Annotated in this window: 18 protein-coding genes and 1 tRNA gene; 13 read left to right on the top strand and 6 right to left on the bottom strand. The window is 56.6% G+C overall.

Features of this window, described 5'->3' with window-relative positions:
* Window positions 1-18: 18 nt before the first annotated feature.
* From arnA to FDQ92_RS14910, 7 genes are all read left to right on the top strand, one after another.
* Window positions 19-2,031 carry a bifunctional UDP-4-amino-4-deoxy-L-arabinose formyltransferase/UDP-glucuronic acid oxidase ArnA gene (gene arnA, locus FDQ92_RS14880; protein ID WP_137425619.1) on the top strand — a complete coding sequence of 671 codons (2,013 nt, stop codon included), beginning with the start codon at window positions 19-21 and terminating at the stop codon, window positions 2,029-2,031.
* Window positions 2,007-2,930, top strand: a complete 924-nt coding sequence (locus FDQ92_RS14885) for a polysaccharide deacetylase family protein (protein ID WP_137425620.1) — start codon at window positions 2,007-2,009, stop codon at window positions 2,928-2,930. The genes arnA and FDQ92_RS14885 overlap by 25 nt, the downstream gene beginning before the upstream one ends.
* Window positions 2,927-4,042, top strand: coding sequence for a phospholipid carrier-dependent glycosyltransferase (locus FDQ92_RS14890; protein ID WP_137425621.1), 1,116 nt, complete (start codon window positions 2,927-2,929; stop codon window positions 4,040-4,042). The genes FDQ92_RS14885 and FDQ92_RS14890 overlap by 4 nt, the downstream gene beginning before the upstream one ends.
* 134 nt (window positions 4,043-4,176) lie before the next feature.
* Window positions 4,177-4,608 carry a glycosyltransferase family protein gene (locus tag FDQ92_RS14895; RefSeq protein ID WP_137425622.1) on the top strand — a complete coding sequence of 144 codons (432 nt, stop codon included), beginning with the start codon at window positions 4,177-4,179 and terminating at the stop codon, window positions 4,606-4,608.
* A gap of 379 nt (window positions 4,609-4,987) precedes the next feature.
* Complete coding sequence (locus FDQ92_RS14900) at window positions 4,988-5,359, top strand: EamA family transporter (protein WP_137425623.1); 372 nt, start codon at window positions 4,988-4,990, stop codon at window positions 5,357-5,359.
* Window positions 5,360-5,428: 69 nt separating this feature from the next.
* Window positions 5,429-6,109: a response regulator transcription factor gene (locus tag FDQ92_RS14905; protein WP_137425624.1), complete on the top strand. Its 681-nt coding sequence runs from the start codon at window positions 5,429-5,431 to the stop codon at window positions 6,107-6,109.
* On the top strand, window positions 6,106-7,521 hold the full coding sequence (locus FDQ92_RS14910) for a sensor histidine kinase (protein WP_211341307.1): 1,416 nt from the start codon (window positions 6,106-6,108) through the stop codon (window positions 7,519-7,521). Before FDQ92_RS14905 ends, FDQ92_RS14910 begins: the two co-directional genes overlap by 4 nt.
* 404 nt (window positions 7,522-7,925) lie before the next feature.
* Here FDQ92_RS14910 and FDQ92_RS14915 read toward each other — a convergent pair.
* From FDQ92_RS14915 to FDQ92_RS14940, 6 genes are all read right to left on the bottom strand, one after another.
* Window positions 7,926-8,002 (bottom strand) — tRNA-Arg (locus tag FDQ92_RS14915).
* Window positions 8,003-8,085: 83 nt separating this feature from the next.
* Complete coding sequence (surE, locus tag FDQ92_RS14920) at window positions 8,086-8,859, bottom strand: 5'/3'-nucleotidase SurE (protein ID WP_137425625.1); 774 nt, start codon at window positions 8,857-8,859, stop codon at window positions 8,086-8,088.
* Between the two features lie 10 nt (window positions 8,860-8,869).
* Window positions 8,870-9,421: a 2-oxoacid:acceptor oxidoreductase family protein gene (locus FDQ92_RS14925; RefSeq protein ID WP_137425626.1), complete on the bottom strand. Its 552-nt coding sequence runs from the start codon at window positions 9,419-9,421 to the stop codon at window positions 8,870-8,872.
* 29 nt (window positions 9,422-9,450) lie between these two features.
* Complete coding sequence (locus FDQ92_RS14930; protein WP_137425627.1) at window positions 9,451-10,293, bottom strand: 2-oxoacid:ferredoxin oxidoreductase subunit beta; 843 nt, start codon at window positions 10,291-10,293, stop codon at window positions 9,451-9,453.
* 25 nt (window positions 10,294-10,318) lie between these two features.
* Window positions 10,319-11,464, bottom strand: coding sequence for a 2-oxoacid:acceptor oxidoreductase subunit alpha (locus FDQ92_RS14935; protein ID WP_246041753.1), 1,146 nt, complete (start codon window positions 11,462-11,464; stop codon window positions 10,319-10,321).
* 22 nt (window positions 11,465-11,486) lie between these two features.
* Window positions 11,487-11,855 (bottom strand): 4Fe-4S dicluster domain-containing protein, encoded by a 369-nt coding sequence (locus tag FDQ92_RS14940; protein WP_137425629.1) that lies wholly within the window; start codon window positions 11,853-11,855, stop codon window positions 11,487-11,489.
* 1,280 nt (window positions 11,856-13,135) lie between these two features.
* Between FDQ92_RS14940 and FDQ92_RS14945 the strand changes: the two genes are divergently transcribed.
* The 6 genes from FDQ92_RS14945 to FDQ92_RS14970 all read left to right on the top strand — a co-directional run bounded on the left by FDQ92_RS14945 (window position 13,136) and on the right by FDQ92_RS14970 (window position 18,010).
* Complete coding sequence (locus FDQ92_RS14945; RefSeq protein ID WP_137425630.1) at window positions 13,136-13,975, top strand: fumarate hydratase; 840 nt, start codon at window positions 13,136-13,138, stop codon at window positions 13,973-13,975.
* 16 nt (window positions 13,976-13,991) lie between these two features.
* Window positions 13,992-14,546: a Fe-S-containing hydro-lyase gene (locus FDQ92_RS14950; protein ID WP_137425631.1), complete on the top strand. Its 555-nt coding sequence runs from the start codon at window positions 13,992-13,994 to the stop codon at window positions 14,544-14,546.
* A 58-nt stretch (window positions 14,547-14,604) separates the two neighbouring features.
* Window positions 14,605-14,985: a succinate dehydrogenase, cytochrome b556 subunit gene (sdhC, locus tag FDQ92_RS14955; RefSeq protein ID WP_137425632.1), complete on the top strand. Its 381-nt coding sequence runs from the start codon at window positions 14,605-14,607 to the stop codon at window positions 14,983-14,985.
* Window positions 14,986-15,086: 101 nt separating this feature from the next.
* Window positions 15,087-15,452: a succinate dehydrogenase, hydrophobic membrane anchor protein gene (gene sdhD, locus FDQ92_RS14960; RefSeq protein ID WP_170180402.1), complete on the top strand. Its 366-nt coding sequence runs from the start codon at window positions 15,087-15,089 to the stop codon at window positions 15,450-15,452.
* Window positions 15,453-15,473: 21 nt separating this feature from the next.
* Complete coding sequence (gene sdhA / locus FDQ92_RS14965; RefSeq protein ID WP_137425634.1) at window positions 15,474-17,249, top strand: succinate dehydrogenase flavoprotein subunit; 1,776 nt, start codon at window positions 15,474-15,476, stop codon at window positions 17,247-17,249.
* 50 nt (window positions 17,250-17,299) lie between these two features.
* Window positions 17,300-18,010, top strand: a complete 711-nt coding sequence (locus tag FDQ92_RS14970; RefSeq protein WP_137425635.1) for a succinate dehydrogenase iron-sulfur subunit — start codon at window positions 17,300-17,302, stop codon at window positions 18,008-18,010.
* Window positions 18,011-18,024: the final 14 nt, after the last annotated feature.

Genomic DNA, 18,024 nt, shown 5'->3' on the forward strand with positions numbered 1-18,024 from the left:
TTTATTTAGGAAAAGTTTATGAAAACAATTGTATTGGCTTATCACAATATCGGATGCGTCGGCATCAGAGCGCTTCTGGCGCATGGCTATGATATCCAGGCGGTCTTTACCCATAAGGACGATCCGAATGAAAATGCCTGGTTCGAGTCAGTGGCGGAATTGGCGGCCGCGAATGATATTCCGGTCTACGCGCCGGAAGACATCAACCATCCCCTCTGGGTTGAACGCATCATGGAATTGGCGCCGGACGTCATTTTTTCTTTTTATTACCGCAAGATGGTTGGCGATGAGATCCTCGCCGTTCCCTCGAAGGGCTGTCTGAACCTTCACGGCTCGCTTCTGCCCCGTTACCGGGGTCGCTGTCCGGTGAACTGGGTGTTGATCCATGGAGAAAAAGAAACCGGGGTCACCCTGCATTACATGACGCCACGGCCGGATGACGGTGACATCGTCGGACAACAGCGAGTGGCCATTGAAGAAAGCGACACAGCCTTGACCCTGCATGCGAAGCTTGCCGGTGCAGCAGGAGAAATGCTCGATGTCCTGTTGCCGAAAATCCGAAAAAACGAGGCTGACCGTGTCCCACAGGACAAAACCTTGGCAAGCTGTTTCGGCGGGCGCGGACCGCAGGACGGATTGATTGACTGGACCCAAAACGCGACCACGGTCCGAAACCTTGTACGGGCGGTGACCCGCCCCTATCCAGGTGCTTTTTCCTTTCTGGGAAACCGCAAGTGCATTTTCTGGGACGTTGCGACAACGGCGGCAGCGCCGGGGGCCTATCCAGGCGGCGTTATGTCGACAGATCCTCTGCGAATCGCCTGTGGCGACGGCGCCGTGGAGGTTCGCTACGGGCAGAGTGAAAACGGCGTTTACATGAGCGGCCGGCAACTCGCGCAGGAACTCAACCTGGCTGTCGGCATGCGATTCAATGGCAAGACCGAGACGGTAACAGAGGAACACCGCAAAAAGCACGTCCTGATCCTTGGCGTCAACGGCTTTATCGGGAATCACTTGAGTGAGCGGCTGTTGGAAAGCGGCCGCTATGCGGTCCACGGTATGGACCTGTGTTCGACCGGCATCGGACATTTGTTGGGGCATCCCGATTTTCATTTTACGGAAGGGGATATTTCGATCATGCGGGAATGGATCGAGTATCATGTGCGCAAATGCGACATTGTCCTTCCGCTGGTGGCCGTCGCCACCCCGATTGAGTATGTCCGCAATCCGTTGCGGGTATTCGAGCTGGATTTCGAAGAGAATTTGCGTGTCGTACGGTATTGCGTCAAGTATGGGAAACGCCTGATATTTCCTTCCACCTCGGAAGTCTATGGCATGTGCACGGATGATGAATTTGACGAGCAGCGCTCAAACCTTGTTCTTGGCCCGATCCATAAACAGCGCTGGATCTATTCATGCAGTAAGCAGATGTTGGATCGAGTGATCTGGGCATACGGCAAGAGTCAGGGGCTTCAATTCACCCTTTTCCGACCTTTCAACTGGATAGGGCCGAAACTGGACTCCTTGGCGTCCGCCCGGATCGGTAGTTCACGCGTGATCACCCAGTTCATCCTGAATCTGGTGGAAGGAACTCCGATCCGCCTGGTGGACGGCGGCAGGCAGAAACGTTGTTTTACCGACTTCAGGGACGGCATCGAATGCCTCTTCAGGATTATCGAAAACAAGAACGACCAGTGCAATGGGCACATCTTCAATATCGGAAATCCAAACAACGAATGCAGTATAGCCGCTCTTGCCGATATGCTTCGGGGAAAATTTGACGGTCATCCACTTCGGCATCGTTTCCCTCCGGCTGCCGGAATTCAACGCATCGAGGCCCGAGCCTATTATGGGTCGGGCTATCAGGACGTTCAGCATCGGCGACCGTCGATCCGCGAGGCTCAGACGATTTTAGGGTGGACGCCGAACGTGCCTTTTGAGCAGTCCGTTGAAGAAACGCTGGATTATTTTCTCAAATCGGCGGTGGAATGCGCAGCGGAGGCATCATGTGCCATGTCGGCCTGCGAGTAGATGTCGATACGTTGCGGGGCACTCGAATCGGGGTCCCGAACCTGGTCGACATTTTGGCCCGGCACCAAATCCGGGCCAGCTTCTTTTTTTCAGTGGGTCCGGACAATATGGGTCGGCATCTCCGGCGTTTGATGCGGCCCGCCTTTCTGCTCAAGATGTTCAGAACGCGGGCGGTCAGTCTGTACGGCTGGGATATTCTCTTGCGGGGCACCCTGTGGCCCGGAGCAGTAATCGGTAAGCGCTGTTCCGGCCCGATTCGTCAGGTTATGGAGGCGGGGCATGAGGTCGGTCTCCACGCCTGGGACCATCACCGCTGGCAGACGGCGATCGAAAAAATGGATAAGGCGGAAATAATCGCTGACATCCGTAAGGGCTTGGAATTACTGACGGATATCCTGGGACACGCCCCGGAATGTTTCGCGGCCCCTGCCTGGAGGGTGACACCTGAAGCGCTATTGGCGTTGGAGCAATTCCCTTTTCGGTTTGAATCCGATTGTCGCGGTCGTTCGCTTTTTTATCCGCTGATAAACAACCGGCCGTCCCGTCATGTTCAGGTCCCGACCACGCTGCCGACTTACGAAGAGCTCGTCGGCCGCCAATGCACACCGAAAACTTATAACGACCAGCTGTTGAATATGATTCGTCCCGACCAGCTCAATGTCCTGACCATCCACGCCGAAGTGGAGGGTGGCGCCTGTCTGGAATTGTTCCGGGATTTTCTGTTCAAGGCACAACAGCGGGATATCGCCTTCGCGCCTCTTGGCGAAATTCTTCGTGAAACCGGAAAAGCAGAGAAATCAAGGATGGTTAGAGGCACTCTCGCCGGCAGGGACGGATGGGTTGCCTGCCAGGATGGCACGGATAGCATGCAAATTCACGATAAGGTCAGCAAACGATGAGCACATTGAATAAACGCTACATTCTATTACTTCTGGCATTTTTTTTACTGGCGTACATTCTTCCCCTGGGGGTGCATGACCTGGTTGTTCCGGATGAAACGCGCTACGCAGAAATTCCCCGAGAAATGATTGCCAGCGGCGAATGGATATCGCCCCAACTCAACGGTCTGCGCTACTTTGAAAAACCGGTGCTGGGCTATTGGGTTCAAGCAGGCTCACTTCTTTTGTTCGGGGAAAACAACTTTGCCGTACGCCTACCTTCCGCCCTATCCGTGGGTTTGTCAGGCTTGTTGATATATGTATTGGTATGGCGGAATTCCCGTCGTGAAGATGAAGACGGCGGTTTTCCTGCTATTCTAGCCACTCTTGTTTTTTTATCCTGTTTTGAGGTGTTCGGGGTGGGAAACACCGCCGTGTTGGACAGCCTGTTCTCATTCTTTCTTACGGCGACCGTTACCGCTTTCTATTTTGCCACGGAGTCACCGCCAGGGTCGGGGCGGGAAAGAGGCTTCCTGTTTCTCGCCGGTCTGAGTTGCGGCCTGTCCTTTCTGACCAAGGGGTTCCTCGGATTCGCCGTGCCGGTTCTGGCGGTAGCGCCCTATCTGGTTTTGCAGCGCCGGTATGCCGATTTGTTGCGCATGAGCCGGCTGCCGATTCTCACCGCGATTTTAGTTTCGTTGCCATGGAGTATCGCAATCCACCTTCGGGAACCTGATTTCTGGCGTTTCTTTTTCTGGAACGAGCATATCCGCCGGTTTATGGCCGACAATGCTCAACATAAAGAGTCGTTCTGGTTTTTCTTTATGACGGCGCCGGGCATGTTTTTCCCGTGGGTGTTTATGGTGCCCGCAGCCGTACTAGGAATAAAAACCCGATTGTTTGAACAGGGGGCGCCGGGCCGGTTGTTAAAATTTTGTCTATGTTGGCTGGTGCTGCCGTTTTTGTTCTTTTCCCTTTCGAACGGGAAACTCTTAACCTACATACTTCCCTGTTTCCCGCCGTTTGCCATTCTCATCGCTTTTGGGTTGTTGCATGTGCTAAAGCAAGATACGCGGAACAGGGTGTTCCAGGGGGGATTGTTTTCAACACCGTTCTCTTGGGTCTCATTTTAGTAGCTTTTTTGTATGTTCAACTTTTTGGTTTCAACGGGTTCCGACCATACAGCCAGGCATGGAAAGCCGTGATGGTCGTCAATGGCTTGGCGTACTCTGTACTGTTTCTCGTTTGGGCTCTCAGGAGCCGGACAATGGTCAACAAAACTCTCTTACTCGGTCTCTCGCCGCTTCTTCTATTCTTTGTTGTTCACTTTACCATTCCGGACTTGACCAGTGAGGTGAAGTCGCCCGGACCTTTTTTGGAACAATACGCCCGAGGTATTGATAGCAAAGATATTGTCATTTCCGATGCATATTCAATCAGGGCAGTGGGCTGGTATCTGAAACGAAGCGATGTTTACTTACTGGGTGGAACGGGTGAGCTTGATTACGGGTTGAAACATAAAGATGCGGCCGGCAGATTGCTTGATATGCAAACTGCGGTCGACTTGATTCAGAAAAATCGGGGCAGGACTGTACTGATTGCCAGGGTGAAACATATCGCCCGATGGCGGGATCAGCTCCCCCAGCCTGTTTTCCAGGATCAGAGTGGTCCTAAAGGCTATGTTCTGTGGAGCTTTTGATATTGGCTCAAAAGGTTTGAAGGGCATCGGCAGCCCTACGGGTCATATGTTGTTGGCCACCTCACTGATCTAATTGGGTGCGGATCTTTTAGAACGACATCCAGGGTGGACCCTCTGAGGTAGATCCAGATGGCCTTGAAGCAGCAAGCGCATCAGCTCCGTTTCTCCTCGTTCCCAAGCTCTGGCTTGGGAACGGCCTCACCGAAGCTGGAGCTTCTGCACAGTTGTGTTCCCAAGCTGGAGCTTGGGAACAAGAAACAAAAGATCTGCACCCGATCTAATTGAGATCATCTATGGGATACACTATGTGTGAATGACGTGAGTCGGTCTTACTCGTGTGTATAAGACTGGCAATAGCGGTTAGAGGAGAAGGATGATCATGGCCAGATATCTTCCTCTCATTGTACTTGGAGTGCTGCTCAACGCTTCGGCTCAGTTGGTCCTTAAGCAGGGAATGCGTCAAATCGGTTATTTTGACTTCGGTTTGCAAAACTGCGGCCGCATTTTTTTGGCGGTGGCGTTAAATCACTTTATATTGATCGGGTTGGGGTGTTATGTCGTCAGCGTGGCGGTCTGGCTGCTTGTGCTTTCCAGGGTTGAGGTGAGCTATGCCTATCCGCTTCTTTCTATCGGCTATATCGTCACGGCTTTTGCCGGTCAAATGTTTTTCAATGAGGGGATCGGCCTTACCCGCTGGGCTGGCATTATTGTCATATGCGCTGGTGTTTGGCTTATTACCCGTTCAGCATGAAGGAGGACATCACGCAAACGGGCTAAGGCGTCAATATTGAGATGAAGGATATTTTGGAGGCTCTAAGTTGTGAAAATTCTGGTCGTTGACGATAATCTTTCGTTGCTGGACCAGATCCGGCAAATTCTCGAAAACCAGCGCTACATCGTGGAGACGGCAACAGATGGAGAGAAGGCGCTGAATAAGCTGTTTGATAACCCTTTCGATGCGATAATCCTCGACATCATGATGCCGAAAATTGACGGGCTGACGGTTTTGGAAGAAGTGCGAAAGGCAGGGATTGATGTGCCCGTGCTAATGCTCACCGCCAAAGGCGATGTGGAAGACAGAGTGAAGGGACTCGATCTCGGCGCGGACGATTACCTGGCGAAACCGTTTTCACTGGACGAATTGGTGGCCCGCCTGCGTGCACTGCTTAGAAGAGCAGGAGGGCAGTGTGAATCCGTCTTACAGGTTCATGATTTACAGTTGGACACGAAAAGCCGCAAGGTCACCAAAAGCGGAAACCCGATCGAGCTGACTCCAAGAGAGTTCTCCATTCTCGAGTTTCTTTTGCACAACAAAAACAGGGCCGTATCCCGTTTCAGCTTGGCCGAACATGTGTGGGGAGACGATTTCGATCCGTTCAGCATGTCAAATTTCATGGACGTCCATATCAAGAATCTTCGTCAAAAGATCGGAGATTCAGGCGAACGGAAGATTATCCGAACCATCCGCGGCGTAGGATATATCATCGGAGACACTGAATGATCACCGTCAAGACAAGGATCACCTTCTTCATTGTCGGAGCCGGTTTTTTATCAAGTTTATTATTTTCCGTTGTCGTGTTCTACGAATCGATAGAACAACCTTTCGAGCTTCTGGACACCCTACTGAAAGAGGAAGCATATCGAACAGCGGCCATGCTTGTGAAAGCGCAAAAAGAATCAAATTCAATGCTTCTGGATTCTGCATCTCGGGAAATGAGTCGGTATTGGATTGAAATTTACGATGGCGGTACCCGCAAAACAATTTTTCAGTCCGATCTGGCAAAATCGGTAAAGTTGCCTCTGGTGAATCCGGGTTCTCGTGCTATCGTACGCCCCCTTGTTTCTGAGGCAGAAATCAAGTCGGCCCAGTCCGGAAACAAAAATTCATCCTTTCGGGTAAGGACCCTGTCAATCGAATTGGAAGGGCGATCGTTCATTGTCCAGATCGCACGGCCCATGGAAGAACTGAACGAAGAGATTTGGGAGTTGGTTTTCGGGATTTTGGCCGGGCTGGTTTTTTCCACAGTGGGATTGATCGCTATAAGCCATGTTATGGCCGGTAGAATTCTGCGGCCGATTGGTGACATGAAAAACTTGGCTCAGGATATCAGCGAAAATAACCTTGAGCAGCGAATACCGCCTGGAGAAGGGCGGGATGAATTCAGTGAACTTGCCAGAACCATCAACCAGATGTTGGATCGGCTGCAATATTCTTTTGCAAGGCAAAGGAATTTCCTGTTTGATACATCGCATGAACTGAAAACGCCCCTCACCACCATACGGCTCGCCGTCGATGAAATTGTTTCCCATGGCGACGGGAATCTACCCCCTCTTATCAGGAACAACCTCTTCAGACTAAAAAACCAGGTGTTGCGGATGGAGCGACTGGTCAAGGATCTACTGAACCTGTCTTCCTTGGAAACATTGTCCAGTATCGATCCAAAACCGGTCCAAATAAGCGAGTTGTTGTCATCCTTGGTCGGGGAATATAAATTCCTGGCGGATTCCCGTAACATCAAAATGGACTTTCGCCTTCCCAATGGGCTCGTCATCCAGGGAGATGAGCAAAAACTGCACCGCGCACTATCGAATATTTTGGATAATGCCATCAAGTATAACGTGGATGGAGGACAGATTGCGCTGAGGGGCGACTTCTCTGCTGCCGGACTGACGGTAACAATCGCCAATACAGGTCCAGGTGTTGCCGACGCGGATATCCCCAGGGTGTTTGACCAATTTTACCGGGTTGAAAAATCCCGATCAATTGAGCACGGTGGCTCCGGCCTCGGGTTAAGCATCGTCAAAAGGATCGTCGAACTTCATGGTGGCGATGTAACATTTGAAAGCGAACAAGGTGGATGGACTCAAGTGACCGTCAGTTTGCCTCGGTACCGGGAGAGAATTCCGGCATGAGTACTATGGGGAAGTGCAAGTCCCAGTGGAGACAATTCTTTCCCCTCGTTCCCAAGCTCTGGCTTGGGAACGGCTTCATAGGAATCGAAGCTGGAGCTTCTGCACAGTTGTGTTCCCAAGCTGGAGCTTGGGAACAAGGTAAGGTAGATGCTGGAGCTTGGGAACAAGCTGGATTTCCCCTCCCCTTGTGGGAGGTGATTAAGGGGAGGGGAATGTAACTGATTGACATACGTTAATTTTCTCACCCTCACCCCAACCCTCTCCCATCAAGGGAGAGGGTGATTTTTTTGACGTTCGTTAACCTTTTTGGCTAAGGTCTCCAATTTAGGATGTAACAGGTATGTAATGAGCACGTAAGCGAAAAAGGGGTTATGGCACATTGGGCCATAACCCCTTTGTTTTTCTGGCGCGCCCGGCAGGATTCGAACCTGCGACCTACGGATTCGTAGTCCGGCACTCTATCCAGCTGAGCTACGGGCGCATGTGTCATTCGGGAGCCGGTTTATAGCACCCGGCGGTGCAACGGGCAAGGAAAAAATGGGAATCTCCGGGACATACGAGCCTTCAGCGGCGTTCGTATTCCCGTTCCAGTCCCCAGGCGCGAAGTTCCGCCAGCATCCCGTGCGCGGTGAGATCGTGCTGGATGGGCGTGATGGAGATAAAGCCCTCGTTCAGGGCTCGGGCGTCGGCGTCCAGGTTTTCCTCGGTTCCCACCAGCTGGCTCGTCAGCCAGTAATACTCACGGTTTCGCGGGTCCACCCGCCGGTCGTAACTTTCCTGAAGGCGCAGTTCTCCCTGGTGTGTCACCCGCACGCCGCGAATCCCTTCGGGATGCATGTTGGGAACGTTGATGTTCAGGCTGACCCCGGGGGGAAGTCCGTTCGCTCCGATGGCATCGACCACCTGCATCACGATGTCCGCGGCCGCCCGGAAGTCGGTGGGCTGGAAGGAATCGATGGAAACCGCCACCGCAGGAAGTCCGAGGAGGGCCCCTTCGGTCGCCGCCGAAACAGTCCCCGAATAGAGGACATTGATCCCCACGTTGGCCCCCAGGTTGATGCCCGAAACCACCACATCCGGCAGTGGCTTCACCAGTTCACGCACGGCCAGCTTCACGCAGTCGGCCGGCGTGCCGCTGCAGGCATGGCCGAAAAACCGGCCGTTTCGCTTCACGGGCTTCACCCGGAGGGGGTCCAGGAAGGTGATGGCGTGCCCGACCGCGCTCTGTTCCGTCTCGGGGGCCACCACGAACACCTCGTGGACTGCGTTCAAGGCTTCGTATAGGGCTTCGATCCCCTTGGAAAATATCCCATCGTCGTTGGTAAGAAGAACCCGCATCTTCTGCGACCTAACGCGCTCCCTTCAGGAAATGCTTGGCGGCTTCGATCCCTGTTTCCAGCGCCTTGCGGTTGAGGTCTTCCGTGTCCGGCGGCACGCGCTGGAGCACCGCCGCTTCCATGCTGCTCAAAGACACCGCGCGCGTGAGCACGGCCAAGGCTCCCAGCGCCACGATGTTGGCCACCATCTCTTTCCCCAGTTCGCTTCGCGCGATCTGGGTAAAAGGGATGGAAATCGCCTTGGTGGTCGGCAATTGCTTCACGAAGGTGGAATCCACCACCAGCATGCCTTCCGGCTTAAGATCGAAGAAATATGCATCACAGGACTTCTGGTTCATGGCGAGCAGTATATCCGGCTTGATGGCCTTGGGATAGTCGATTTCCTGGTCGCTGATGACAACCTCGGCCTTGCTCGCCCCGCCCCGGGCTTCCGGACCGTAGCTCTGAGTCTGGCACACGTATTTCCCGTCGTGCACGCCGGCCGCCTCGGCGAGGATGATCCCCGCCATGATGATACCCTGGCCGCCGGAGCCGCTCAGTCGGATTTCGTATCGATTCGGCATGTTCGGATCCTTTTGGAAAGCCCCGCCCCTCAGCGCGCCTTCGCCATGCGGGCTTTGGCCGTTTCGCGGATCTTCTGGTATTCCTGGGTGTAGATGGGCAGATCCCGGTCCACCAGGATGCCGATGGTGAACTTCCCTTCCAGCTCTTCCGGCGTCATCTTCTGGGCCTTTTCCACCCGGACGGCCGTTTCCTTCTGCCAGCGGAGCATCTCCACGGGGCCTCCCAGGTTGTTGCGCCGGCCGTACTGGGTGTGGCAGTGGGTTACCACTTCCACCACGGCGAAACCGCGCTTTCGGATGGCCTTTTCGATGAGCCCGTCCAGCATGTTTGCATGGTAGACCGTTCCGCGCGCCACCATGCTGGCCCCGGCTGTGACCGCCAGTTCCGCGATGGAAAAGGAGTGCTCGATGTTCCGGTAGATGGCCGTGGTGGCGAGGGCGCCGTACGGGGTAGTGGGTGAATACTGGCCGCCGGTCATCCCGTAGATGTTGTTGTTGAGGATGATTGCGGTGAGGTTCAGGTTTCGGCGGGCCGCGTGGATGAAGTGGTTTCCGCCGATGGCCGTGGCGTCGCCGTCGCCCATGATGACGATGACCTGGAGGCTGGGATTGGCGAGCTTCACACCCGTCGCGAAGGTGAGAGCCCGGCCGTGAGTGGTGTGAAGGGTGTTGAAGTCCACGTACACTGGAAGCCGCCCCGAACAGCCGATGCCCGACACCAAGACCACCTCGTCTTTGGTAAGGCCCGTCTTGTCGATGGCCCGGATGAGGGATCCCAGAACGATCCCGTTGCCGCATCCCGGGCACCACACGTGGGGAAACTTCTTCTCGTGGCGCAGGTACTTGTGAATGAGCTTGGTGATTTCAGCCATGGTTTCCTCGCCGTCTTGCCGCCGCTCACATCTTGATGAGCCGGACAAGGATTTCATCCGGCGTGATGAGGGTGCCGTCGATGCGGTTGAGGGTTTCCACTCGCGTCATGCCCTGATTGATGCGTTTCACTTCGCGGGAGACCTGGCCCATGTTGAGTTCCGGAACGAGGACGGCTTTTACGCGCCGCAGATACGGTTCCATGATCTGCCGCGGAAACGGCCAGAGGGTGATGAGCTGAATCAGGCCCGCCTTGACGCCCCTTTCGCGCGCTTCGCGCACGGCGCGCCGTGCCGAGCGGGCCACCGAGCCGTAGGCGACCACCAGGTGGTCCGCGTCGTCGGTGAGTTCCTCTTTCACCATGAGGATGTCGAAGAAGTACTGGTTGATCTTTCGGAAGATCCGGTTCACGAATGGAACGATTTCATCGCGCCGCTGAGTGGGGAAACCGCGCACATCGTGGATGAGGCCGGTAACGTGGTAGCGGTAACCGTCGCCGAAGATTCCCATGGGCGGAACGCCCCGGCTGTTGTCTTCGTAAGGAATGTACCAGTCCGGCGGCATATTGGGCCGAATACGGTCGATCACTTCGATTTCGCCCGGATGCGGCAGGCTGATCTTTTCCCGCGTGTGGGCGACCACCTCATCCGAAAGGATCACCACCGGTGTTCGGTACTTTTCAGCCAGGTTAAAGGCCTTCACCGTGATGTCGAAGCAGTCGCGGGTCGTGGAAACCGCCAGCACGATGATGGGATGGTCGCCGTGGGTGCCCCACCGGGCTTGCATGACGTCGCCCTGGCTCACGTTGGTGGGAAGCCCGGTGCTGGGGCCGCCGCGCATGACGTTCACCACCACGCAGGGGACTTCAGCCACGCAGGCGAACCCGAGGTTTTCCTGCATGAGCGAAAAGCCGGGCCCGCTGGTCGCCGTCATGGATTTGGCGCCGGCGAGCGACGCCCCGATGACCGCGCCCATGCTCGCGATTTCGTCTTCCATCTGGATGAAGGTGCCCCCTAGGGCCGGGAGTTTCACCGACATCGCCTCGCTGATTTCGGTCGCCGGCGTGATGGGATAGCCGGCGAAAAAGCTGCAACCGGCCGCCAGAGCCCCTTCCACCATGGCCTCGTTGCCCTGGAGGAGCACCGGGCGTCCCAGTTTTATTTGGTCGTTCACGGCACCGTCTCCCTCCCTGCGCTCAGCCATCGGCCGCTTCGTCCTCTTCGGTCCGCTTGGCTCGCTTCTGAGCCACACTGATGGCGAAATCCGGGCAGTGGATTTCGCAGAACCCGCAGCCCGTGCACCGCTCGGGAGCGGTGACCACCGGTAAGCCTTCCTCGTCCATTTCGATGCACTGACGAGGACAGAAGGCCGCGCAGATGCCGCACGCCTTGCACCAGGCGCGAAAGATATCGATTTCGTACGTCTTCCGTTCCCGCTTCTTGCCCTTTCCGGCGCCGCGGTGGCCCTGCGCTTCGGCCTGAGCTCCCTCGCCCTTCGCCGGTGCCCCATCCGTTGCTTCTTTGGTATCAACCGGCTGGTCCACCTTCACTTGTTCCTTGCTCATCGCCGACTCCGTTGTCGTCAAGATCTCAAAAATGTTTGCCTTTCCTTAGTCCAACCCGGCTCCATTTTCAACCGCGAAACCGGCGCGCCACAAAAAGAAGGCGACAACGGATTGGTAGCGCAGAAAATAATAGACCTAATATCTGATGCCGAATTCTATTTCCCCTCCCCTTGTGGGAGGGGATTAAGGGGAGGGGAATGTAATTGATTGACATACATTAACTTTCTCACCCTCACCCCAACCCTCTCCCATCAAGGGAGAGGGGGACTTTTCACCTAGTTCCCAAGCTTTGGCTTGGGAACGGCCTCACCGAAGCTGGAGCTTCTGCACAGTTGTGTTCCCAAGCTGGAGCTTGGGAACAAGAAGCAAAAGATCTGCACCCATTCTATTTCCCCTCCCCTTGTGGGAGGGGATTAAGGGGAGGGGAATGTAATTGATTGACATACGTTACTTTTCTCACCCTCACCCCAACCCTCTCCCATCAAGGGAGAGGGGGACTTTTCACCTAGTTCCCAAGCTTTGGCTTGGGAACGGCCTCACCGAAGCTGGAGCTTCTGCACAGTTGTGTTCCCAAGCTGGAGCTTGGGAACAAGAAGCAAAAGATCTGCACCCATTCTATTTCCCCTCCCCTTGTGGGAGGGGATTAAGGGGAGGGGAATGTAATTGATTGACATACGTTACTTTTCTCACCCTCACCCCAACCCTCTCCCATCAAGGGAGAGGGGGACTTTTTGACCTTCGTTAACCTCTTTGCTTAAGGCCTCCACTTTAGAACGCTACCAATGATTTCAGACGACTTTCTGCGATTTCTAGGTCTTCGAATCCATTTGACAAAAACCGGCCCGTGGTATAAGAGCGGTCGGTGTTGGGTGGCTCTCCCGGCACACCACGCTCAAACACGGCCGTTGAACGTTCCGACTTTCGGTCACTTTTTCCGGCGCCTTCTGGAACACGCCCGACGAGGGAGACCGCATCGCAATGGTTCAGTCCCCTGTTCCAATCCTTGGCGAAATCCCGCCCCAAACGGGAAGAAGCCGTGACTCCATCCCCTTGCTGAGCTTCCACGGCCTTTCGGTGCCCTTCCCTTCCGTTTGGAACTCCGCGCCAGCCGGCGGGTGTCAACGGCGGCGGCCTGTGCCGAGCAGCATCCGTTTCCCTTCGCCGGAACCCTGCGCCTTCGCTTTCCCGTTCCTGCCGATCGTCGATTCGCGCTTGGATCCCGTTTCAGGTGATTTTTTCCAGTCTAAAAAACAAACAGCGTCAGTGACAAGGAGCCTTTCATGCGCGACGTGCACGTGGACCAGGTCGTAGCCGCCGTTCGAGACCTCTCTATTCGCGCCAATACGGAACTGGGCGAAGACGTGCTCCAGGCGTTTCGAAAGGCCATGGAAATCGAAGAATCCCCCACGGGAAAGGACATTTTGGCCAGCCTCATCGAAAACGCCGAGATCGCCCGGAGCGAAGGCATTCCCATGTGTCAGGACACGGGGTTCGCGGTCGTCTTCGTGGAACTGGGTCAGGACGTTCACATCGTGGGAGGCGGTTTGAGGGAAGCGGTTGACGAAGGCGTCCGCCTGGGCTACCGGGACGGGTACCTAAGGAAAAGCATCTGCCATCCCTTCACCCGGGAAAACACCGGAGACAACACCCCTGCCGTCGTGCACGTGGACGTGGTGCCCGGAGACGGCCTCAAGCTGATCTTCGCCCCCAAGGGGAGCGGCAGTGAAAACATGAGCCGCGTCACTATGCTGACTCCCGCCGTGGGCGTGGAAGGCGTCAAAGCATTCGTGGTTGAGCGGGTCAAGGCATCGGGGCCCAATCCCTGTCCGCCCACCATCGTCGGCGTGGGCATCGGCGGCACCTTCGAACAGGCGGCCTTGCTGGCCAAGAAGGCGCTTCTGCGCCCCGTCGGAAGCATCAACCCGGACCCGGAGCTCGCGGAACTGGAACGCGACTGGTTGGACGCCGTCAACCGGCTGGGGATCGGCCCGCAGGGGCTGGGGGGGCGCATCACCTCCTTCGCGGTCCACATCGGCATGATGCCATGTCACATCGCGAGCCTTCCCGTCGCCGTGAACATCCAATGCCACGCCGCCCGGCACAAGGAAGTGGAACTTTAGAGAAAGGATGGCGCCCATGGAGGAACCCGTCCGCTTGACCACCCCGCTTTCGACCCACCATGTAGAAGCCCTCTCCATCGGAGACCGGGTCCTGCTCAACGGAGTCCTTTATACGGCCCGGGATGCCGCTCACAAACGTCTGGTCCAACTGCTCGAAAACGGTAGCCCCCTGCCCTTCTACCTGGAAGGCCAGGTCATCTACTACGTGGGGCCGTCGCCCCCGAAGCCGGGACGGCCCATCGGCGCGGCTGGCCCGACCACCAGCTACCGTATGGACCCTTACGCACCGGCCCTCATCGCCCGCGGCATCAAGGGTATGATCGGGAAAGGCGCCCGGAACCAGGCAGTGAAGGACGCCATGATGCGCTACAAGGCCGTCTATTTCGCCGCCATCGGCGGCGCGGGAGCCCTCATGGCCCGAAGTGTCCTTTCCGCGGAAGTTATCGCCTACCCCGAACTGGGCCCCGAAGCCGTCCGGAAACTGGAAGTCAGAGATATGCCCGTGATCGTCGCAAACGACACGCGAGGCGGGGATCTCTACGAAGAAGGTGTGAGGAAATACGCTCGCTGAGGGAACATCACCCTCGGTTTCCACCACAAGACATGGGAGTGAAAGAGGAGGAGTCGGCATGAAGGTTTTTGAAGCAAAGGTCAAATACAAGATGCACCCGGGCTACCTTTCCTGGATCCTTCACCGGGTCACGGGCGTGCTGCTCGGGCTTTATCTGTTTCTGCACATCTGGGTGATCCATCACCTGGCCCAGGGGGAAGAAGCCTTCGACGAGGTGATGGGGATCGTGCAAGCGCCTCTGTTTCACCTACTGGAGATCGGGCTTCTGGGAACCGTCGTATACCATGGGTTGAACGGGCTGCGGGTGGTCTTCATGGACTACGGAAACCTGGCACGCCGTGAGATCATGCGAAAGGCCGTCTACGCCGTTTTCGCGGTGTCCGCCGTTTTGATCCTCGTGGGCGCCGTCCCCATGCTCCGCCTGGCCCTGGGCCTTTGACACCCCCCGAGACGGCTCTATGGCGGAACTCATGAATGCCGATGGGGAGGACACAGCCGCCGTCGGCCGAACCAAGGGTTGATTTGCTGGAGGTTGATCCGATGTTGGGTAAATATGCCGGTTCCGGACGATCCGGAGCGTTTGACTGGTTTTTCCAGAGGGTTTCCGGTGTTGCGCTTCTCATTACACTATTTCTGCACTTTTACGTTCTGCATTATGCCACCGAAGGGCCGGTCACCTACCAGAAGGTGATGGCGCGCCTGGTGTCTCCCACATGGAAGGCCATCGACGTGGCCTTTCTCGTTTTCGCGGTCTATCACGCCATGAACGGCTTCAAGATGATCGTTGACGATTATATCCATTCCACGAACCTGAGGGCCGTCATCGTGGGCGCGCTCTGGGTCGTATCCATTGTCTTTTTCGGGCTGGGGCTGCTGACCATCCTCACCCTCGAAGTCAAAGCGTAGCGAAAAGGAGTGAAGCGGATCATGGCAGAACTCAACGTGACCATTCATAAGCACGATGCGGTGATCGTGGGAGCGGGCGGCGCCGGGCTTCGCGCCGCCCTGGAAGCCTCCCGGTCCGTGAATACGGCGGTGATCAGCCAGGTCTTCCCCACGCGGTCCCACACGGTCGCCGCCCAGGGAGGCGTCGCCGCGTCACTGAGCAACGTGGAACCCGACGACTGGGTCTGGCACATGTTCGACACCATCAAGGGCAGCGACTACCTGGGCGACCAGGACGCCATCGAATTCATGTGCCGCATGGCCCCCGAAGTGGTGATCGAGCTGGAACACATGGGCATGCCCTTCAGCCGACTGAACGACGGCAAGATCTTTCAGCGGCGTTTCGGCGGCCATACGAAGGACTTTGGAAAGGATGCCATCTGCCGGACCTGCGCGGCCGCCGACCGCACGGGCCACGCCATGCTCCACACCCTCTACGAGCAGTGCGTGAAAAGCGGCGTGGTCTTCTACAACGAATTTTTCGCGCTTCAGCTCCTCACCAACGAAGGCCACGTGGTGGGGGTGCTCACCTGGGACATGTGTAACGGCGGCTTCCACATCTTCCACGCCAAGGCGACCCTTTTTGCGACCGGCGGCTACGTCCGGGTCTACCGCACCAATTCCAACGCCCACATAAACACGGGAGACGGCCTGTCGCTCGCGCTCCGCGCCGGGCTTCCCGCGGAAGACCTGGAATTCGTCCAGTTCCACCCAACGGGCATCTACGGAGTGGGGAACCTCATCACCGAAGGGGTGCGGGGCGAAGGCGGCTACCTTTTGAACAAGGACGGCGAACGCTTCATGAAACGCTACGCCCCGACGGTCTGGGACTTGGCTTCCCGTGACGTGGTTTCCCGAGCCATGGCCGAAGAAATGCGCCAGGGGCGTGGCTGCGGACCCAAGGGGGATTTCATCCTGCTCAAACTGGATCACGTGGGAGCCGATCTCATCCACGAACGACTCCCCGGCATCTGGGAACTGGCTCGCGTTTTCGCCTACGTGGACTGCACCAAGGAACCCATCCCGGTAGTTCCCACGGCCCACTATTCCATGGGCGGCATCCCCACCAACCGGTTCGCCGAAGTGGTGCTCGGCGGAATGGACGGGAAGGAAGAAGTGGTCAGAGGGTTTTACGCCGCCGGCGAAGCGGCCTGCGCTTCGGTCCACGGGGCCAACCGGCTGGGGTCCAATTCGCTCCTCGATATCATGGTTTTCGGCAAGGTGGGCGGCGCCAAGATGGCGGAATTCGCCGAGTCGCTCCCGGAACACGTCCCGCTTCCGGAAAACCCAGGAAAGGAAGGCATCCAAGAAGTCCGGAAGCTCCTCGACACAACGGACGGCGAACGCATGGCCGCCATCTGGGACGAACTCAAGGACACCATGGAACTCAACTGCGGGGTCTTCCGGACCGAAGAAACCCTTACCACCCAGAGGACCGTGCTCGACAGGCTGTGCGAGCGCTTCAAGACCGTCCGGGTTTTCGACAAGAGCCTCGCCTACAACCTGGACCTCATCGAAACCCTGGAACTGGGCCATATGCTCGACTTTTCCAAGGCCATCGTCGAAGGGGCTCTGGCGCGAACCGAAAGCCGCGGCGCCCACTACCGGGACGACTTTCCCAAGCGCGACGACGAGAACTGGCACAAGCACACCCTGGCCGTCATGGAGGAAGACGGCTCCATCCGGTTGGACTACAAACCCGTCCGGATGAAGCCGCTCACCGTGCCCACCTTTGAACCGAAGGAACGCGTCTACTGAGGGCCAATGGGTTTTCAACCACCGTTTCTGCAGCGCATGAGGTGCACAACATGTCGAAAACCGTCACTTTCACCGTGTTCCGGTACGACCCGGAAAGAGACAGGAAACCTCACTACAAAGACTACAAAGTAGAACTTCGTCGAGCCGGCATGATGGTCCTCGACGGCCTGAACCAGATCCGGTGGGAACAGGACGGCACCTTGTCCTACCGGCGGTCCTGCCGGGAAGGGGTGTGCGGCTCCGACGGCTTCAACATAAACGGCGTCAATATGCTCGCCTGCATCACCCACATCGAAGACCTGAAGGAACCCATCGTGGTCCAGCCGCTTCCATCCATGCCGGTCATCAAGGACCTGGTGGTGGATTTCACGGATTTCTACAACAAGTATTACCTTATCAAACCCTACCTCATCACCAAGACCCCGCCGCCTTCGGACCGGGAACGGCTGCAGAGCCCCGAGGACCGCAGGAAACTGGACGGCCTCTACGAATGCATCCTTTGCGGGTGCTGCAGCTCGTCATGCCCCAGCTACTGGGCGGATCCCAACTATCTGGGCCCCGCGGCGCTGCTCAAGGCGTGGCGTTTCATCGCCGATTCCCGCGACGAAGGCACCGACGAGCGTCTTGAAATCATCAACGACCGGGACGGCGCCTGGCGGTGCCACACCATCTTGAACTGCGTGGAAGCGTGTCCCAAGCTCCTCAACCCGACCGAAGCCATCGCTCACTTGAAAAAGACCATCATTTCCAAGAAATTCTAGCGGGCCTTGGAAGT

It is taken from the genome of Desulfoglaeba alkanexedens ALDC, from assembly GCF_005377625.1.
Taxonomy (GTDB): Bacteria; Desulfobacterota; Syntrophobacteria; order Syntrophobacterales; family DSM-9756; genus Desulfoglaeba; species Desulfoglaeba alkanexedens.